18 protein-coding genes are annotated in these 18,711 nt (G+C 63.1%); 8 read left to right on the plus strand and 10 right to left on the minus strand.

Translation table 11 applies throughout. The annotated features are described in order from the left end of the window. The first annotated feature begins 64 nt into the window (after positions 1 to 64). The 6 genes from dapC to ACYQ12_RS16400 all read left to right on the plus strand — a co-directional run bounded on the left by dapC (position 65) and on the right by ACYQ12_RS16400 (position 5,444). A complete protein-coding gene (gene dapC / locus ACYQ12_RS16375; protein WP_459873811.1) occupies positions 65 to 1,267 on the plus strand; it encodes a succinyldiaminopimelate transaminase in 1,203 nt (400 codons plus the stop codon). Positions 1,268 to 1,297: 30 nt separating this feature from the next. Continuing rightward, entirely contained in the window at positions 1,298 to 1,672 is a 375-nt protein-coding gene (locus ACYQ12_RS16380; protein WP_459873813.1) for an ArsC family reductase, read from the plus strand. Between the two features lie 74 nt (positions 1,673 to 1,746). Beyond that, positions 1,747 to 2,772 carry a 2,3,4,5-tetrahydropyridine-2,6-dicarboxylate N-succinyltransferase gene (dapD, locus tag ACYQ12_RS16385; protein ID WP_459873815.1) on the plus strand — a complete coding sequence of 342 codons (1,026 nt, stop codon included), beginning with the start codon at positions 1,747 to 1,749 and terminating at the stop codon, positions 2,770 to 2,772. Between the two features lie 55 nt (positions 2,773 to 2,827). Further along, positions 2,828 to 4,003: a succinyl-diaminopimelate desuccinylase gene (gene dapE / locus ACYQ12_RS16390; protein WP_459873817.1), complete on the plus strand. Its 1,176-nt coding sequence runs from the start codon at positions 2,828 to 2,830 to the stop codon at positions 4,001 to 4,003. Between the two features lie 8 nt (positions 4,004 to 4,011). Then, positions 4,012 to 4,401, plus strand: coding sequence for a hypothetical protein (locus ACYQ12_RS16395; RefSeq protein ID WP_459873819.1), 390 nt, complete (start codon positions 4,012 to 4,014; stop codon positions 4,399 to 4,401). An 86-nt stretch (positions 4,402 to 4,487) separates the two neighbouring features. Then, positions 4,488 to 5,444: a cation diffusion facilitator family transporter gene (locus ACYQ12_RS16400; protein WP_459873821.1), complete on the plus strand. Its 957-nt coding sequence runs from the start codon at positions 4,488 to 4,490 to the stop codon at positions 5,442 to 5,444. A 50-nt stretch (positions 5,445 to 5,494) separates the two neighbouring features. On the opposite strand, the gene ACYQ12_RS16405 is transcribed toward ACYQ12_RS16400, so the two are convergent. Continuing rightward, the gene (locus ACYQ12_RS16405) at positions 5,495 to 5,959 is read right to left on the minus strand and encodes a cold-shock protein (protein WP_459873823.1); all 465 of its coding nucleotides are present in this window, start codon (positions 5,957 to 5,959) and stop codon (positions 5,495 to 5,497) included. Between the two features lie 112 nt (positions 5,960 to 6,071). Here ACYQ12_RS16405 and ACYQ12_RS16410 point away from each other — a divergent pair, with 112 nt between their 5' ends. After that, the gene (locus ACYQ12_RS16410) at positions 6,072 to 6,317 is read left to right on the plus strand and encodes a SlyX family protein (protein ID WP_459873825.1); all 246 of its coding nucleotides are present in this window, start codon (positions 6,072 to 6,074) and stop codon (positions 6,315 to 6,317) included. 94 nt (positions 6,318 to 6,411) lie between these two features. Here the strand turns inward: ACYQ12_RS16410 and trxB are convergent, their stop codons facing one another. Together trxB and ACYQ12_RS16420 are read right to left on the minus strand one after the other, a co-directional pair. Further along, a complete protein-coding gene (gene trxB / locus ACYQ12_RS16415; RefSeq protein ID WP_459873827.1) occupies positions 6,412 to 7,380 on the minus strand; it encodes a thioredoxin-disulfide reductase in 969 nt (322 codons plus the stop codon). Between the two features lie 205 nt (positions 7,381 to 7,585). After that, positions 7,586 to 8,188, minus strand: a complete 603-nt coding sequence (locus tag ACYQ12_RS16420) for a peroxiredoxin (RefSeq protein WP_459873829.1) — start codon at positions 8,186 to 8,188, stop codon at positions 7,586 to 7,588. A gap of 703 nt (positions 8,189 to 8,891) precedes the next feature. Between ACYQ12_RS16420 and acnA the strand changes: the two genes are divergently transcribed. Then, positions 8,892 to 11,597 carry an aconitate hydratase AcnA gene (acnA, locus tag ACYQ12_RS16425; protein ID WP_459873831.1) on the plus strand — a complete coding sequence of 902 codons (2,706 nt, stop codon included), beginning with the start codon at positions 8,892 to 8,894 and terminating at the stop codon, positions 11,595 to 11,597. Positions 11,598 to 11,690: 93 nt separating this feature from the next. Here acnA and ACYQ12_RS16430 read toward each other — a convergent pair whose 3' ends face one another. The 7 genes from ACYQ12_RS16430 to mutM all read right to left on the minus strand — a co-directional run bounded on the left by ACYQ12_RS16430 (position 11,691) and on the right by mutM (position 18,635). Then, positions 11,691 to 12,905, minus strand: a complete 1,215-nt coding sequence (locus ACYQ12_RS16430; RefSeq protein WP_459873833.1) for a YeeE/YedE family protein — start codon at positions 12,903 to 12,905, stop codon at positions 11,691 to 11,693. A 295-nt stretch (positions 12,906 to 13,200) separates the two neighbouring features. Next, on the minus strand, positions 13,201 to 14,214 hold the full coding sequence (locus ACYQ12_RS16435) for a tryptophan--tRNA ligase (protein ID WP_459873835.1): 1,014 nt from the start codon (positions 14,212 to 14,214) through the stop codon (positions 13,201 to 13,203). Between the two features lie 175 nt (positions 14,215 to 14,389). Next, entirely contained in the window at positions 14,390 to 15,505 is a 1,116-nt protein-coding gene (ald, locus tag ACYQ12_RS16440; protein ID WP_459873837.1) for an alanine dehydrogenase, read from the minus strand. Between the two features lie 167 nt (positions 15,506 to 15,672). After that, positions 15,673 to 16,134 (minus strand): acyl-CoA thioesterase, encoded by a 462-nt coding sequence (locus tag ACYQ12_RS16445; RefSeq protein ID WP_459873839.1) that lies wholly within the window; start codon positions 16,132 to 16,134, stop codon positions 15,673 to 15,675. 34 nt (positions 16,135 to 16,168) lie between these two features. Next, positions 16,169 to 16,486, minus strand: coding sequence for a putative signal transducing protein (locus tag ACYQ12_RS16450; protein WP_459873841.1), 318 nt, complete (start codon positions 16,484 to 16,486; stop codon positions 16,169 to 16,171). A gap of 5 nt (positions 16,487 to 16,491) precedes the next feature. Continuing rightward, on the minus strand, positions 16,492 to 17,682 hold the full coding sequence (locus ACYQ12_RS16455) for a class I SAM-dependent rRNA methyltransferase (RefSeq protein ID WP_459873843.1): 1,191 nt from the start codon (positions 17,680 to 17,682) through the stop codon (positions 16,492 to 16,494). Between the two features lie 122 nt (positions 17,683 to 17,804). Beyond that, positions 17,805 to 18,635, minus strand: a complete 831-nt coding sequence (gene mutM, locus ACYQ12_RS16460; RefSeq protein WP_459873845.1) for a bifunctional DNA-formamidopyrimidine glycosylase/DNA-(apurinic or apyrimidinic site) lyase — start codon at positions 18,633 to 18,635, stop codon at positions 17,805 to 17,807. Positions 18,636 to 18,711 lie beyond the last annotated feature (76 nt).

Raw genomic sequence — 18,711 nt, forward strand, 5'->3', positions numbered from 1 at the left:
GCCGCCGGACGGCACGCCTCCATAACGACATGTCGTCCGGCCTCCGGACCACGCTGGAATTTCGATGAATCCGGATCTCGACGCTCTCAAACCCTACCCCTTCGAGAGGCTGGCCACCCTGAAGGCCGGCGTGACAGCGCCGGCCACGCTCACGCCCATTCCGCTGTCGATCGGTGAGCCTCAGCATGCGCCGCCCGCCGCAGTGCTCGAGGCGCTCAACCGCCACGCCAGCGACGTGGCGCGCTACCCGGCCACTGCCGGCCTGCCCGAATTGCGCCAGGCCATGGCCGACTGGGCCGCGCGGCGCTTCGCCCTGCCGCCGGGCAGTCTCGACCCCGAGCATCATGTACTGCCGGTCAACGGCACGCGTGAGGCCATCTTCGCCTTTGTGCAGGCTGCACTCGACCGTTCGCGCCCCGCAAAGGTCGCCGTGCCCAACCCCTTCTACCAGATCTACGAAGGTGCCGCCCTGCTCGCCGGGGGCCAGCCGCTGTATCTCGACTGCCGGGCCGAGCACGGCTTTCGCCCCGACTTCGACGCCGTGCCCGCGGACACCTGGCGCGAGGTACAGATCGTCTTCGTCTGCTCCCCGGGCAATCCCACCGGCGCGGTGACACCACTGGCCGAGTTCCAGCGCCTGCTGGAACTCGCCGACGAGTTCGATTTCATCGTCGCTTCCGACGAGTGCTATTCGGAGCTGTATCTCGACGAAGCCGCGCCGCCGCCCGGCCTGCTGCAGGCCTGCGCCGCACTCGGCCGCGACGACTACCGGCGCTGCGTCGTCTTCCACTCGCTTTCCAAGCGCTCCAACCTGCCCGGACTGCGCTCGGGATTCGTCGCCGGCGACGCTGCGCTGATCGCCCCCTTCAAGCGTTATCGCACCTATCATGGCTGCGCCATGCCGCTACAGGTGCAGCAGGCCTCGATCGTTGCCTGGAACGATGAAGCTCACGTTCTGGCCAACCGCGACGCCTATCGTGCCAAGTTCGCCGCCGTCACCGAGATTCTCGCGCCAGTGATGGAGTTCGCCGCGCCCGAGGCGAGCTTCTATCTATGGCCGGCGGTTCCCGATGGCGATGACGAGGCCTTTGCCCGCGGGCTGTTCGCCGAGCAGCATGTGACGGTGCTGCCCGGGCGTTACATGTCCCGCGCGACGCCGGGCGGCAACCCCGGCGCAGGGCGCGTGCGCCTGGCCCTGGTGGCCGGGACCGAGGCAACCGTGGAAGCCGCCGGCCGGATCCGCCGCTTCATCGAGCGTCGCTACTAGCCACTCACGCATGACGGGCCAGGAGATTGCATGGTTATCCTGTATGGCATCAAGACCTGCGACACCTGTCGCAAGGCGCGCAAGGCGCTCGAGACTCACGGTGTCCCGTACCGTTATCACGATCTGCGTGAAGACGGCCTGGACGCAGCGCGGCTCGATGGTTTCCTGACGCGCGCCGACTGGCAAAGTCTGCTCAATACGCGCAGCCAGACCTGGCGCGGCCTCCCCGACGAAGAGCGTCAAGCCCTCGACGCCGAGCGGGCCCGCGCGCTGCTGCTGGCACACCCCACCTTGATCAAGCGGCCGGTGCTCGACACCGGTGACGCCCTGATCGTGGGCTTCAAGAACGAGACGTACGCGGCTCTGAAGGACACGACGCCGGCACACACGACGCCGGCACAATAACCGCGCCGCCCGACCGGAGGCGGCCCGCATACCGGCCCGAATCAACCATCACTGAACACGACGAGGACACTGTCATGCTGAGCTTCGCCCTTGGAATCGGCTCCCAGAACACCCAAGGCGACTGGCTGGAAGTCTATTATCCCGCCCCGCTGCACCATCCCGATACCGCGCTGATCGATGCCGCCCGTCAGGCGCTGGAAGCCCCCGCCGGCAACGCCGTGGTCAGCTTCCTGCCCGAGCACTGCGCCGCGTTGGCCACGGCCCTGCGCAGCGCCGGCGATGATGCCCAGGCCGAGCTCGCCGAGACCCTGTTCATGAGCCAGCGACCGCTGGTCGCGGTATTTCTCGAGACTGACGAGGCGCCGAGCAGCATTCCCGAGGTCTATCTCAAGCTGCACCTGCTGTCGCATCGGCTGGTCAAGCCCCATGGCATCGACCTGAGCGGCATGTTCGGCCTGTTGAAGAACATTGCCTGGACCAATGAAGGCGCCATCGACGTCGAGGAACTGCCGGCGCGACGCCTCAAGGCGCGTCTGGAAGGCCGGACGCTGTCGGTGGACTGCGTCGACAAGTTCCCCAAGATGACCGATTACGTGGTGCCCCAGGGCATCCGCGTCGCCGACACCGCCCGCGTGCGCCTGGGTGCCTATCTCGGCGAGGGCACCACCGTCATGCATGAAGGCTTTGTCAACTTCAACGCCGGCACTGAAGGGCCGGGCATGATCGAGGGCCGCATCTCGGCCGGCGTCATGGTCGGCAAGGGATCCGATCTGGGCGGTGGCTGCTCGACCATGGGCACGCTGTCCGGAGGTGGCAATATCGTCATTTCCGTCGGTGAAGGCTGCCTGATCGGTGCTAACGCCGGCATCGGCATTCCGTTGGGCGATCGCTGCACCGTCGAAGCCGGCCTGTATCTTACGGCCGGCGCCAAGGTGGCGGTGCTCGACGACAAGGGTGAGCTGGTCGAGACCGTCGCCGGGCGCGATCTGGCCGGGCAGAGCGATCTGCTGTTGCGTCGCAACTCGCTCAACGGGCGTATCGAGTGCCTGACCAACAAGAGCGCCATCGAGCTCAACGAAGCGCTACACGCGCATAACTGATCCTGACCCTTGCGCCCGCTTCGGCGGGCGCGCTTCTTCATCATCCGAGACTCCCATGCCACTGTCTGATACCGCCGAGTCCTCACGGACTTCATCGCCCCTCTCACCGACGCTCGAGCTGGCCTTCGACCTGATGCGCCGCCCGTCGGTAACGCCCGACGATGCCGGCTGCCAGGAGGTGATGATCGAGCGTCTGGCCCGTCTCGGCTTCGAGATCGAGCGATTGCGCTTCGGAGAGGTCGAAAACTTCTGGGCGATACGCGGTCATCGCGGGCCGGTCCTGGCATTCGCCGGGCACACCGACGTAGTGCCCAGCGGCCCCGAAGCCAACTGGGAGTCGCCCCCCTTCGCCCCCTGCATCAATGACGCCGGCGAGCTCTGCGGTCGGGGCGCCGCCGACATGAAAGGCAGCCTGGCCGCCATGGTGACTGCCGTGGAGCGCTTCGTCGAAGCCACCCCCGAGCACGACGGTCGGATCGCTTTCGTGATCACCGCCGATGAGGAGGGGCCGGCCGTCGATGGCACGCGCGCCGTGGTCGAGCATCTGCGCGAGGCGCAGCAGCGTCTCGACTACTGCATCGTCGGCGAGCCCTCCTCCACCGATCGCCTGGGTGACATGGTCAAGAATGGCCGGCGCGGCTCCCTGGGGGGCGTGCTGCACGTCAAAGGTGTGCAGGGCCACGTTGCCTACCCGCACCTGGCGCGCAATCCCATTCATGACGCGGCACCGGCGCTCGATGCCTTGGCCCGCGAATGCTGGGATAACGGCAATGCCTTCTTCCCCGCCACCAGCTTCCAGATTTCCAACATCCGGGCCGGAACCGGTGCCACCAACGTGATTCCCGGCGAACTGGAAGTGGTATTCAACTTCCGCTACTCCACCGAGGTCACTTTCGACGAGCTCAAGGCCCGCACCCGAGCGATCCTCGATGCCCACGGGCTCGACTACCGGCTCGACTGGACGCTGAACGGCGAGCCGTTTCTGACCGCCGAAGGCGCACTGATCGATGCCACACTGGCTGGCGTCGAGAGCGTGCAGGGCGTACGACCGCAGCTGTCCACCGCGGGCGGCACCTCGGATGGCCGTTTCATCGCCACGCTGGGGACACAGGTCGTGGAACTGGGGCCGGTCAACGCCACCATCCACAAGGTCAACGAGCGCGTTCGCGCCGCGGACCTGGATACCCTGAGCCACATCTACGAAGCGATTCTCAAGCGACTCTTCACCTGAGGCAGCCCATGCAGCGCTATCCCGACATTGAGGTTTATCTGGCATCCGTGGATATCGGCTCTCTCGAGGCCTGGCTCAGCGATGCGCTGGACGAGATGCCGAGCCTTGTCCGGGCCGGCAAGCGGCAGTGGCGTGCCCGCGGCCGGCATGATGGGAGCAGCGTTCCCGTTCTGCTGGTCGAGAACGCCGCCGACGGCTACGCCAGCTTGTGGTTCGACAGCGCCGAGACGCCCTGGCTACGCGACGTGGATTGCGCCCGGGCAGCGGCCACGCAACTGGGCTGCGAGGTGCGCTGCTCACTGGGCGGCTGGCAGCCGGGGGACGATCCCGACCGTTTCTGGCAAGTGCTACCCGATGGCACCGAAGGGGCCATCACCTGGCCCGATTCCGGCAAGTAGCCGGCGCACGCCTCGATACGGCAAGCCCTTCGGACTTGTCCGATACTCTATCGGGGTTCGTCAACTTCAAGGAAGAAGGAAAGTTCATGGCATCTGAATCGAAGGCGGTCATCTATGCCGCCATGGCAGGCAACACGTTAATTGCCGTTACCAAGTTCATCGCGGCCGCGATGACCGGCAGTTCCGCCATGCTCTCCGAGGGCATCCACTCGGTCGTGGATACCGGCAATCAGGTCCTGTTGCTGCTGGGCATGCATCGGGCCAAGAAGCCGCCCGATGCCCAGTTTCCCTTTGGTCACGGCAAGGAAATATATTTCTGGAGCTTTGTGGTAGCGCTGCTGATTTTCGCCATCGGCTCGGGGATATCGCTTTACGAAGGCATCATCCACATTCTCGATCCCGAACCGATGGAGTCGCCGCTTATCAACTATGCGGTGCTGGGGCTGGGCATTCTCTTCGAAGGGGCTTCCTGGGCCTTCGCGCTCAACGAGTTTCGCAAGACCAAGGGCAAATGGGGCTATCTCGAAGCCGTTCATCGCGGCAAGGATCCCTCGATGTTCGTGGTGGTGTTCGAGGACTCCGCCGCGCTGCTCGGCCTGCTGGCGGCACTGGCGGGCGTGGCCTTGAGCCAGTGGACTGGCAATCCCGTCTTTGACGGTATTGCCTCGGTCATCATCGGCCTGATCCTGGGTGGGACGGCTATCTGGCTGGCGGTCGAGACCAAGGGGCTGTTGATAGGCGAAAGCGCCAACCGGTCGGTCGTCGATAACATTCGCCGGCTTGCCGGACAGGCCGAGGGAGTCGAGACTGTCCACGAAGTGCTGACCATGCATATGGGACCCGACTACATTCTGGTCAATCTCAGTGTGCATTTCGCCCGTGGTACGCCGGCGGAAAGTATCGAGCGTTCCATCGTCACCCTGGATCGGGCCATCAAGCAGGCACATCCACACGTGAAACGCATATTCGTCGAATCCGAGTCGCGTGCCGAGGCCGCCCACAACGGTGCTCTCCAGGACACGGCGAAGCCCGCATCGCCATAACGTAAAACGCCCGCTCGATCCGAGCGGGCGTTGCGGGCTGGCGCGGCCGATCAGGTGATGACGGTGACGTCATCGGCCTGCAGGCCGCGCTCATTCTGCACGACGTGATAGCGAACCTTCTGACCCTCGGCCAGGGTCCGGTGCCCCTTGCCCCGGATGGCGCGAAAATGCACGAAGACGTCTTCGCCGCTGTCGCGGGTGATGAAGCCATATCCCTTGTTGACGTTGAACCACTTCACCTCGCCGATTTCGCGGTCGTCGTCTTCGACCTCGGCCAGGCTCGCCCGCTGTGGCGCAAGGGCTTGGACGGCCAGTGTCGCGGCCAGCGATACCAGGAATACCGCCAGCAACGTGGCGATGTAGACCCGAGTCATGCCGGCCGCTTCCAGCCTGTCGTTCATTTCGCTGGCCAGGCCCCCCTCCGCCAGCATGATAAAGAACAGGATCAACAACGGAGATAGCGCGGCAATCACGAGACTGGTGAAAATACAACGAAGAATGACCTTGCGATTCATGGACCTCGATTTCTCTTTTTGTGATGACAGAAAGACCCGGCAGCACGTTATGCCTGGGCGGAAAACCATGGCGGTGTCATGATGGGGTGACACACAGCCGGAGGATTCTAGCATGACCCATGCCGACCCGCTTGCCCTGCTGGAACAGCGCCTCGAAGCACTGGAAAGCCGCCTGGCCTATCAGGAAGACTGGCTGGACACGCTCGATCGGGCGATCGCCCAGCAGGACCAGCGACTCGAACGCCTGGAGAGGATGGGAGAACTGATGCAGGAGCGCCTCAGAGCCCAACGTCAGGCACTTGAAGCGAGAGACGACGAGCCCTTTCGTGCCCAGGATGAAATCCCGCCTCACTACTGAGAACACCGCCAGGACCATCGGGAAGTGTCCGAATGCTTCGGGAAATGCAAAAACGACAAGGGCCCGGAAACCGGGCCTTGAGAGATTAGGGCACTTATTCGATAGTGGCGGATTCGATACCGTCGAGGTAGCGCTCGACATCGAGTGCCGCCATGCAGCCTGTTCCCGCGGAAGTGATGGCCTGACGATAGACGTGATCGATGACGTCACCAGCCGCAAAGACTCCCGGCACGCTGGTGGCCGTGGCATTGCCCTCCAGGCCTGAGCGCACCTTGATGTAGCCGCTGTTCATTTCCAGCTGGCCTTCGAAAATAGCCGTGTTCGGCGTATGACCAATGGCGATGAACACACCCGTTACCGCCAGTTCCTTGGTGCTGTCGTTGAGTGTCGAACGCAGGCGGACGCCCGTGACGCCGGAAGCATCGCCCAGCACTTCATCCAGTGCCTGGTGCCATTCGACCGCCATGTTGCCGTTGGTCACTTTCTCGAAGAGCTTGTCTTGCAGAATCTTCTCGGCACGCAGACTGTCGCGGCGATGCACCAGGGTCACCTTGGAAGCGATATTGGACAGGTACAGCGCCTCCTCCACGGCGGTATTGCCACCGCCGACCACCACCACTTCCTGGCCACGATAGAAGAAGCCGTCACAAGTGGCGCAGGCGGACACGCCCTGCCCCATGTACTGCTGCTCGGAGGGCAGCCCCAGATAGCGGGCACTGGCACCGGTGGAGATAATCAACGCGTCACAAGTATAGGTGCCATTGTCACCCTTGAGCGTGAAGGGCTTCTGACGCAGCTCCACTTCATGAATGTGGTCGAAGAGGATTTCGGTATCGAAGCGCTCGGCATGGCGACGCATACGCTCCATCAACTCGGGCCCCTGCACGCCGGCATCGTCGCCCGGCCAGTTGTCGACGTCAGTGGTGGTCGTCAGCTGCCCGCCCATCTGCATGCCGGTAATCAGCAGCGGCTTGAGATTGGCGCGGGCGGCATAGACGGCAGCCGAATAACCGGCCGGCCCGGAGCCGAGAATGATCAAGCGTTCATGGCGCGCAACACTCATAGGGTCCTCGCTTCACTGAGGTGAAAAATAGGAAGATGGCACGGGAAACCATCGCAAAACGGCCTGAGGAATGAACTGCCGAAACAGTCCATGCCACAAGCCGCTGGAAATATACGCCAATTCTGCCACAACCGAAAAACACCACGCCTCCGGCACGCCAGGCCGCATAAGCGAAGGGCGGCCGAAGGCCGCCCCAAAAACCGCCTTACAGCGTTGTGGAATGCGTGCCCAGATACTTAGCGACGCCTTCCGCCGTATCCTTCATGCCTTCCTGGCCTTCTTCCCAGCCAGCCGGGCAAACTTCACCGTGCTTCTGATGGTGCTGCAGCGCCTTGACCATGCGCAGCATCTCATCGACGTTACGGCCCAGCGGCAGATTATTGACGACCTGGTGCTGAACGACGCCGTTCTCGTCGATCAGGAAAGACGCCCGCATCGCGACGCCCGCATCCGGGTGCTCGATGCCGTAGGCCTGGGTCACTTCATGCTTGACGTCAGCCACGATCGGGAAGCCGACTTCACCGATACCGCCCTTCTCGGGAGAAGTCTTGCGCCAGGCATGGTGAGTGAACTGAGAGTCGATGGACACGCCGATCACTTCCACGCCCAGTTCCTTGAACTTCGCCAGACGATTGTCGTGAGCGATGATTTCCGACGGGCAGACGAAAGTGAAGTCCAGCGGCCAGAAGAACAGCACGCGCAGCTTGCCGTTGCTATCGGACAGCTTGAAGCTGTCGACGATGGTGCCGTCGCCCAATACTGCGGCAGTGTCGAAATCGGGTGCTTGACGTCCAACCAATACGCTCATTTAGCTCTCCTTGGAACATGAATGGATCATGTGAGTAAATTCGTAACGTAGACTAAAGCCGTGGCTGCCATGATCCAATTTGATTGGCCTTATGACCGGTATAAAAATTAACTATCAGGCAGATTGATGTTGCCACGTCACGTATCGTAGCGCCGCTCAGAACACATCGTCGTCATCGCGCCAGAGCGTGACGCCTTCGAGGTCGCTCGTCAACCGCCCGTCAACCCTGCTACCGTCACCTGTACCGGATTGGCGCACAACCGTGCGGACGGTCTTCCCAGGCCGCACGGCTGCCCGCTCCGAGCTCGGCCAGCAACGCGAAAGCAAGGCCACAATACGGACAGTGAAGCCGGCACGGCACCGACCCACCCTCGTTCATCTGCTCTCCAATCCAGCAAGCTGCGACCTGATGAAGATATGAGGGCCCTCCCTCGGACATGCAAGCCCTTGCGCCACCTCGTTTGGCCACCGCTGGCGTGCAGGGCGAACGCTCTGTCATGATGTGGCATTGGGTGATAGTTGAAATAACGGCCTATCATGACCATGTAATTAATAATGGCGGTACCGGCAGGTATCGCTGCAAAGGAACCTGACATTGGGTGAGCCCGCCGTATTGGCGGTGTACCTTAATCGAAGACATTGTCACTGGAAGACATCCTGTCTCTCGCTCCGGTATCTCGCCCCAAGCATGAGGAGGAGGCCCATGAGCACCGACGCTTCACCGAAGACGCTTTCCACGCTCGAGGTAGGTGAGCGAACCTACCACTACTACAGCCTGCCCAAGGCGGCCGAAGCATTGGGCGACTTCAAGCGGCTGCCCATGACGCTCAAGGTGCTGCTCGAAAACCAGCTACGTTTCACCGATGAGCCGAGCGTGTCCCTTGAGGACATGCAGGCCCTGGTCGATTGGCAGAAGGAAGCCCGTTCGACGCGGGAAATCGGCTATCGTCCGGCACGGGTCCTGATGCAGGATTTCACCGGCGTTCCCGGCGTGGTGGATCTGGCCTCCATGCGTGATGCCGTGAAGCGCCTCGGGGAAGACCCGGCGCGAATCAACCCGCTTTCGCCGGTGGATCTGGTCATCGACCATTCGGTGATGGTCGATCATTTCGGTGACGCTTCCGCCTTCAAGGACAATGTCGCCATCGAGATGGAGCGCAACAAGGAGCGCTACGAGTTTCTGCGCTGGGGGCAGGATGCCTTCGACAACTTCCGCGTGGTACCGCCGGGCACGGGGATCTGCCACCAGGTCAACCTGGAATATCTGGGCAAGGCGGTGTGGACCAAGGAGGAAGACGGCAAGACATTCGCCTATCCCGACACACTGGTGGGAACCGACTCGCACACCACCATGATCAACGGCCTGGGCGTGCTCGGCTGGGGCGTGGGCGGCATCGAAGCCGAAGCGGCCATGCTGGGTCAGCCGGTTTCGATGCTGATTCCCGAAGTCATCGGCTTCAAGCTCACCGGCAAACTGCGCGAAGGGATTACCGCCACCGACCTGGTACTCACCGTTACCCAGATGCTGCGCAAGAAGGGGGTGGTGGGCAAGTTCGTCGAGTTCTACGGCGACGGCCTCAAGGATCTGCCGCTGGCCGACCGTGCCACCATCGGCAACATGGCGCCCGAGTATGGCGCGACCTGCGGCTTCTTCCCGGTCGACGAGGAGACGCTTAACTACATGCGCCTGACCGGTCGCGACGAGGAACAGATCGCCCTGGTCGAAGCCTACACCAAGGCACAAGGCCTATGGCGCGAGCCCGGTCACGAGCCGATCTTCACCGATACGCTGCACCTCGACATGGATGAGGTCGAAGCCAGCCTGGCCGGTCCCAAGCGTCCTCAGGACCGCGTTGCGCTGTCCGACATGAAGTCCACCTTCGAAACGCTGATGAACGGCCAACTGCCGGATGCCTCCGGAAACGACCCGGCAGCCGACGTGGACGAACGCTACGCCACGCCTGACAGCCAGACGTGTCACTGGAAGGGCGAGGATTTCAAGCTCAACCACGGTGCCGTGGTAATCGCCGCCATCACTTCCTGCACCAACACCTCCAACCCCAGCGTGATGCTCGCCGCCGGCCTGCTGGCGCGCAAGGCTGCCGAGAAAGGGCTGACGACCAAGCCGTGGGTCAAGACCTCGCTGGCACCGGGCTCCAAGGTCGTCACCGACTACCTCAAGGCGGGCGGCGTGCAGGACGACCTCGACAAGCTGGGCTTCCAGCTGGTGGGTTACGGCTGCACCACCTGCATCGGCAACTCCGGACCGCTGCCCGAGCCCATCGAACAGGCCATCGATGCCGGCGACCTGACCGTTGCCTCGGTGCTTTCCGGCAACCGCAACTTCGAGGGACGCGTGCATCCGCTGGTGCGTACCAACTGGCTGGCGTCTCCGCCCCTGGTGGTCGCCTATGCACTGGCCGGTAACGTGCGCCTGGACCTTTCCAAGGAGCCGCTGGGTCAGGGCAAGGATGGACAGCCCGTCTACCTCAAGGATATCTGGCCGAGCCAGGCGGAAATCGCCACGGCGGTCGAGCAGGTCAAGACCGACATGTTCCGCAAGGAGTACGCCGAGGTCTTCAACGGCGACGAGATCTGGCAGTCGCTCGAAGTCCCCCAGAGTCAGGTATACGCCTGGTCCAATGACTCCACCTATATCCAGCACCCGCCGTTCTTCGAAGGCATGGGCAAGCAGCCGGAGCCGGTCGATGACGTCAAGAGCGCCCGCGTGCTGGCCATGCTCGGCGACTCGGTGACCACGGACCACATCTCTCCGGCCGGGGCCATCAAGCCGGACAGCCCGGCGGGGCGTTACCTGCAGGAGCACGGTGTCGAGCCCAAGGATTTCAACTCCTACGGCTCGCGGCGCGGCAACCACGAGGTGATGATGCGTGGCACCTTCGCCAACGTGCGCATCCGCAACGAGATGCTTGAAGGTGTGGAGGGCGGCTACACCCGCCATGTTCCTTCCGGCGAGCAGATGGCGATCTACGATGCGGCGATGAAATATGCCGAGGACGACACGCCGCTGGTCGTCGTGGCCGGCAAGGAGTACGGCACCGGCTCGAGCCGTGACTGGGCCGCCAAGGGCACGCGACTGCTCGGCGTACGCGCGGTGCTGGCGGAGTCCTACGAGCGCATCCACCGCTCCAACCTGATCGGCATGGGCGTACTGCCGCTGCAGTTCCCGCAGGGCGAGGATCGCAAGTCACTCGGACTGACCGGTGACGAGACGATCTCCATCTCGGGCATGAACGATCTCACGCCGGGCGGTAGCGTCAAGGTGACAATCAGTTCCGACAAGGGCGAGAAGAACATCGAAGCGCTCTGCCGCATCGATACCGCCAACGAAATGGAGTACTACCGCCACGGCGGTATCCTCCACTACGTGTTGCGCAGCATGCTGTAACTTCGTCCTGGGCCTCGCCGAACGCGGGCCCATACGACACAGCCCCCCGCCAGGCTGGCGGGGGGCTGCTTGCCCAGGACTCAGATTTCCGCTTCAGCAGCCTCTTGCCACCGGCCCTTTCTGCTCTGGAAAAAACAGCGAGCGCATGCGCACCCCTGCCATGTTGCCGACAAAGGCCGCCACCAGCCACAGCCAACCATGCAGGCTACCGGAAGCGATGCCGCCGAAGTAAGCGCCGATATTGCAGCCGAAGGCCAGCCGCGCACCATAGCCAAGCAGCAGTCCACCGATCATCGCGGCGACGGCCGAGCGCAGCGGAATCCTGAAGTTCGGCGCGAAACGTTTCGCCAGCGCTGCAGCCATCATGGCGCCCAGAATGATGCCGATGTTCATCACCGTAGTGATGTCGCTCCACACGCTGCCTTGCAGTGCCGCAGCATTACCTGGCGCCTGCCAGTAGCCCCAGTTGCTGACATCACCGCCCAGCGCCTCGAATCCCTTGGCTCCCCACAATGCGAATGCCGAGGTAATGCCCCATGGACGGCCCGCCAGCGCCAGGGTGATGAAGTTGAGCAGCGCTAGTGCCACGGCACCGAACATGAGCGGCCATGGACCCTGCAGCCAGCGGGCGCTACCTGCATCGGTCCGTGGGGCAGGCTCAAGACGACCGTGACGACGCCTTTCCATGAGGATGGTGAAAGCCGCAATGGCGGCGAACAGCGCCAGACTTACGGCAATGCCCCCACCGACACCGAACAACTGATACAACGACGTCGGCTCATAGGCAGGTAGACGCTGCCACCAGGCGAAGTGGGCCGTACCGATCAACGACCCGATCACGAAAAACAGCAGCGTGATCACCATACGCACGCTACCGCCACCGACAGTGAATAGCGTGCCCGAGGCGCAGCCTCCACCCAGCTGCATGCCGAGGCCGAACATGAAAGCCCCTGCCAGCACGGAGATACCGATCGGCGCAATATAGCCATGTACCGGCGTACCGAAAAGAGTGCCGTTGCCCAGCGCGGGGAAGAACAGCAAGACGGCAATCGCCAGCATCACCATCTGAGCACGCAGACCGCGCCCACGCTGTTCGGTGATGAAGACCCGCCATGCCGACGTGAAGCCGAACGCCGCATGATAGAGCACCATGCCCAGCGCACCGCCGACCACCATCAGTACACCGTGATCCACGCCGGCAAAGGTTCCCACCGCTGACGCCCCAATCAACAATACCGCGCCAGCCAGCAGTGCCAGCGGCGACATCGTGAGACGGGGTGCGGTAGGCGCATAAGAAATGTCACTCATCGCCACTCTCCTCAATGAGTTATTGGTAATGCAGATGGGCCGCTATCTTACTCCTTGGATGGATAAAACTTAAATATATAAGCTTCATCGGAATAATAACCAATAGGCATAACAGCTCGATTGAAGAGGCTGTTACGCGGACATGAAGAAACCTGGAAGAGAAACATCCAACGGATGCAAGAAGGCCCGCTCGAAACGAGCGGGCCGATCTGGTGTAAACCCTCAGGTCAGGGTCAGCTCCAGCAGGAACGCCGACTGACGTCGGTACGCCACGCCGGCAGCGCGACGAATGCTATCAGCTGAAGCGTCCCAGCCCGGCGGCCTGGCGTAGCCGATCCATGAATGGCGCCGCCTCGGCGCGGGCACGCTCGGCCCCCTTCTGCAACACGCTTTCGATATGATCGGGGTCCTCAAGCAGCGAATTGTAGCGCTCTCGGGCATCCTTCAGATGGGCATTGAGATACTCGAACAGTTCGTTCTTGGCCTCGCCCCAGCCGATACCCTCTGCGTAGCGCACCCGCATCGCCTCGACCTCCTCAGCGCTGGCGAAGGCGGAATAGATCTGGAACAGCGTGCAGCCCTCCGGATCCTTGGGCTCGCCCGGCTCCAGGGAGTTGGTCTTGATCTTGCGCACCAGCTTGAGCAGCTTCTTCTCGGAGGCGAACAGCGGGATGGTATTGTTGTAACTCTTGGACATCTTGCGTCCATCGAGTCCTCCCAACACCTCGACCTTCTCGTCGACCACTGCCTCGGGCAGGGTGAAATATTCACCCTTGTAGAGATGATTGAAGCGTCCGGCCATGTCGCGCGCCATTTCCAGATGCTGGATCTGATCGCGCCCCACCGGCACCTTGTGGGCGTTGAACATCAGGATATCGGCGCCCATCAGTACCGGATAGCTGAACAGCCCCATGGTGATGCCCTTGTCCGGGTCCTGATTGCCGGCCGCCTCATTCTCCGCCACCGCCGCCTTGTAGGCATGCGCGCGGTTCATCAATCCCTTGGCGCAGACGCAGGAGAGCATCCAGGTCAGCTCAGGAATCTCGGGAATGTCCGACTGCCGATAGAAGATGGCATTGTCGGTGTCCAGCCCCAGCGCCAGCCAGGTGGCGGCGATCTCCAGACGCGACTCCTGGACGCGCCCGGGGTCCTGACACTTGATCAGGGCATGCAGGTCGGCCAGAAAGTAGAAGGATTGGACATTGGGGTCCTGACTGGCGGCAATGGCGGGCTTGATGGCGCCGACATAGTTGCCGAGATGGGGAGTCCCCGACGTGGTGATCCCGGTGAGAACGCGTGTCTTGTTCATGAACTCGAAAGGTCTGCATTGGCCTGGACGAAAGCGCTACCGCCCGACGGAGCGGCAGCCTGAATCGTCCCAGTGTACAACGCGGCGGCTTTTCAAAGCGACCGTACCTGCCCGAAAGCGGACAGCACGACGTCGGCCGCTCTCGAGATCAGACACCTGTCTCTGCGCATCAGGCTCAGCGCATCAGACTCAGCGGCTCGACCGCCTCCAGGCCGAAGGCCTCGGCCACCGCCGGATGCGTGACCCTGCCATCGTGCACGTTCAGTCCAGGCAGGAAGTGTGCATCGTCCGCCAGCGCCTGCTGCCAGCCCTTCCCCGCCAGGGCGGTGACGAACGGCAAGGTGGCGTTGGTCAGCGCCTGGGTCGAGGTGCGCGCCACGGCACCCGGCATGTTGGCCACGCAGTAGTGCACGATACCATCCACCACATAGGTGGGCTGGGCATGGGTGGTCGCCTTGCTGGTTTCGAAACAGCCGCCCTGATCGATTGCCACGTCGACCAGGACGCTGCCCGGCTTCATGTCGGCGAGTTGCTTGCGTGCGATCAGCTTGGGCGCGGCCGCTCCGGGTACCAGCACCGCGCCGACGATCAGATCCGACTCGCGTATGGCCTCTTCCAGCGCATCGACGGTGGAATACACCGTATGCAGCCGGCCCTGATAGCGGTGATCGAGCACCTCCAGACGCGCCAGGGACTTGTCGAGCACTGTCACCTCCGCCCCCAGCCCCAACGCCATGCGCGCGGCATTCTCGCCGACCACGCCGCCGCCGATCACGGTCACCTTGGCCGGGGCGACACCGGGCACACCAGGCAACAGGATGCCGGCGCCGCCCTGGGCCTTCTCCAGGCTGTGTGCCCCGGCCTGGATCGCCATGCGCCCCGCCACGCGACTCATCGGCGCCAGCAAGGGCAGCCCACCCTGGCTATCGGTAATGGTTTCATAGGCGATACATGTCGCACCGCTGGACATCAGGCCACGCGTCAGCGATTCCTCGGCCGCCAGATGCAGATAGGTGAACAGTACCTGCCCCTTGTGCAGACGTTCGACCTCGTCGGGCTGAGGCTCCTTGACCTTGACGATCAGCTCGGCCGCCTCCCATAGCTTGGCGACATCCCCCTCGAGCCGCGCCCCGGCCGACTGGTAATCGGCATCAGGAAAGCCCGAGCCTTCCCCCGCGCCCGTCTGGACGATGACCGTGTGACCACGGTCGACCAACTCTCGCACCCCGGTCGGCGTCAGGGCGACGCGATATTCGTGATTCTTGATTTCCTTGGGAACGGCGATATCCATAGCACCTCCGGATGACGAGCGATGAACCCTCACCGGCATTACAGCACACCAGCAGGAATGTCATGAGGTCTTGGATGAAAACACGACAACCTTACGGTAATCCCCGCTCTTTCCGAGGATCTTCTGGTTCTACCCCAAAGAAACGAATATTTTTCTACCCCTGCTAGCTAGGCCACGGGCTCCTCGACACGGGCACGCCCGTAGACAGCGACATACTCGTCCGGCATGCGTCGAGCGCGGCCACTGGAGAGCTCGATACAGGCAAAGCGTGTGCGGGCCCGCAACAGCGTTCTGCCATCGGCGGGCCTCACCAGTTGAAAGCGGCGGGTCAGCGTCAGGCGTCCATCACAGGCCACGATCCACGTCGCCAGTTGCAACCGTTCGCCGGCAAAGGCCGGGGCCAGATAATCGAGCTCGTGGCGATGCACGGCCATGGCTCGGTCGTATTCGCGGTAGGTGGCAAGATCGAGCCCCAGATGCTGCGAGTGCGTCCAGCTGACGCGCTCGATCCAGCGCAGGTACTCGACATTGTTGACGTGACCGAAATCGTCGATGGCGGCATCGTCGACCTGCAGCTCGAGCACGAAAGGCGTCTCGGCCAGATCCCAGGGTGTAGCGGCTTGCGTCATGATTGGCTCTCCTTGCGTTTCACATCGGCAGATATCACTCGCGCGGCGTGCTGCAGCGCCAGCAGGCCGCGAACACATCCTCCAGCGTTTCGCCACAGGTGCGACAGGACCAGTCAGGACGGGTATCGCCGGGGCCCTCAAGCGCTTGCCTGACCAGTGACTGAGCACGCGAGACATCGCGAACCGCGACCCAGACTTCCGGCTCGCACTCTCCCAGCGGCAACTCGCCGGCCCCTCCGCCCAGTACCATGTTGCGTAGCTTGCAGGGAATGTCCGCGCTGGTCAGCACGTTGCGGACGTGGCTGACCAACAGGGTATTGGAGTGACGGAACACACGTACCCAGCCCGACATGATGCTCAGTCCCTGAACACGCGCACGCCCAGCGCCTTCAGGTAGGCAGTCTCGGGAATCGACGGGTGGACGGGGTGATCCGGCCCCTGTCCGCCCTGATAAATCACCTGCCCATGTCGGTCCTGGTGGCGTACCGCGCCACGCACGCTTTCCACCAGGCGCTCCGGTGTCAGGTGCATGGAGCAGGACGCCGTCATCAACAGACCGTCGCGCCCCAGCAGACGCATCGCCTCACGGTTGAGGCGTGCATAGGCACGCTCGCCGTTGGGGATGTCCTTGCGCTTCTTGATGAAGGCCGGCGGATCGAGGATGACCACGTCGAACTGTTCGCCCTCCGCCTTCAGTGCAGCCAGAACCTCGAAGGCGTCGCCCTCGCCGATGGCGACCTGCTCAGCCACGCCATTGAGCGCGGCGTTCTCGGCGACGCGCTCCAATGCCTCGCCGGAGGCATCCACGCACAGCACTTCAGTCGCGCCATGGGCGGCCGCCTGCACGCCCCAGCCACCGATATAGCTGAACACGTCGAGCACCCGCTTGCCGGCGACCAGCCCGTTGAGCCAGGCCCGGTTGGCCCGGTGGTCGAAGAACCAGCCGGTTTTCTGCCCTTCGAGCACCGGCGCCACGAAGCGTACCCCGTTCTCCTCCAGAAGCACCTGATCGGGAAGCTCGCCGTGGACCACCGCCACCTCGCGCTCGAGCTGCTCCTGACGCCGCCCCGAGGAGTCGTTCTTGAACACGATGGCGCGCGGCGACAGGACACGGTCCAGCGCGGCGATCACTTCATCACGGGCATGTTCCATCCCCAGGGTATTGAGCTGGACCACGAGCACGTCATCGAAGCGGTCGACGATCAGCCCCGGCAACAGGTCGCCCTCGCCGTGCACCAGCCGATAGAACGGCTTGGCGAACAACCGCGAACGCAGCGACAGAGCCTGGTTGAAGCGGTGCACCAGCAGTGAACGATCGAGACGCACGTTAGCATCGCGTGAAACGATGCGTGCGCAGATCAGCGAGTGTGGATTGACGTAGGCCACCCCGAGCGGCTTGCCGTTGGCGGCTTCGATCACCGCCTGGGTGCCGGGCTCGAAGGTCTTCAGCGGTGTCTCGTCAGTATCGATCTCGTTGGAGTACAGCCACAGGTGGCCGGCCTTCAAGCGTCGATCGGCATTTTTCTTCAGGCGCAGGCGTTCGGTCACGGGAATCTCCGACGAAGTGAAAGGATATGCGCGTATTCTAACGCCTCGACATGAAGGCGTGGTGAAAAGCCTCGATGCAGCCGTTCAGGCGTCGCAGGCGCTTGCAGGCAGGCTGCGGCGCCTCACGACTGGCACACGGGACAGTAGACGCTGGCACGCTGGCCCAGGGTGACCAGCCGCAGCATGTCACCGCATTGCCGGCAGGGTTCACCCGTGCGGCCGTAGACATTGAGCCGTTGGGCGAAATAGCCCGGCTCGCCGGTGCCGCTGACAAAGTCGCGCAGTGTGGTCCCGCCCTGGGTGATCGCCGCAGCCAGTACCGCGCGTACCGCCTCGGCAAGCCGGTCATAGCGCTCCCGGGAGATTCTGCCGGCCGCACGCCGAGGGTCGATGCCGGCCAGAAACAGCGCTTCGGAGGCATAGATGTTGCCGACCCCAACGACCACGGCGTTATCCATCAGAAACGGCTTCACGGCGATGCGCCGCCCACGCGAGAGCTGATAGAGACGCTCGCCGTCGAAATCAGGCGACAACGGTTCGGGCCCCAGCCGGGACAGGCGCGGATCATGCTGCACCGACTCCAGCAACCAGTCGACGAAGCCGAAACGGCGCGGATCGTGATAGCGCAGGATCGCCCCGCTATCGAGCACCAGGTCGACATGGTCGTGCTTTCTTGGCAAGTCGCCGACCTGTGCGATGCGCAGGCTACCCGACATGCCCAGATGCCAAAGCAGGGAACGGGATGCGCCATGGCTGTCCACCAGAGGTATGATCAGATACTTGGCACGCCGCCCCAGCTCGCCGATACGCGCCCCGATCAGCGAATCGATGAAATCCTCCGGCACCGGCACGCGCATGCGACGCTCGCGCACGATGACTTCGCGAATCTCGCGTCCCTCGACATGAGGAGCGAGCCCGCGGCGTGTCGTCTCGACTTCGGGAAGTTCAGGCATCGCAGTCAACTCGATGAAAGCTCAAACGGGGATATGACAGGGCGCAGCCAGCGACACGACTGCGGCCGATCGCAGA

It is taken from the genome of Halomonas shantousis (assembly GCF_054654615.1).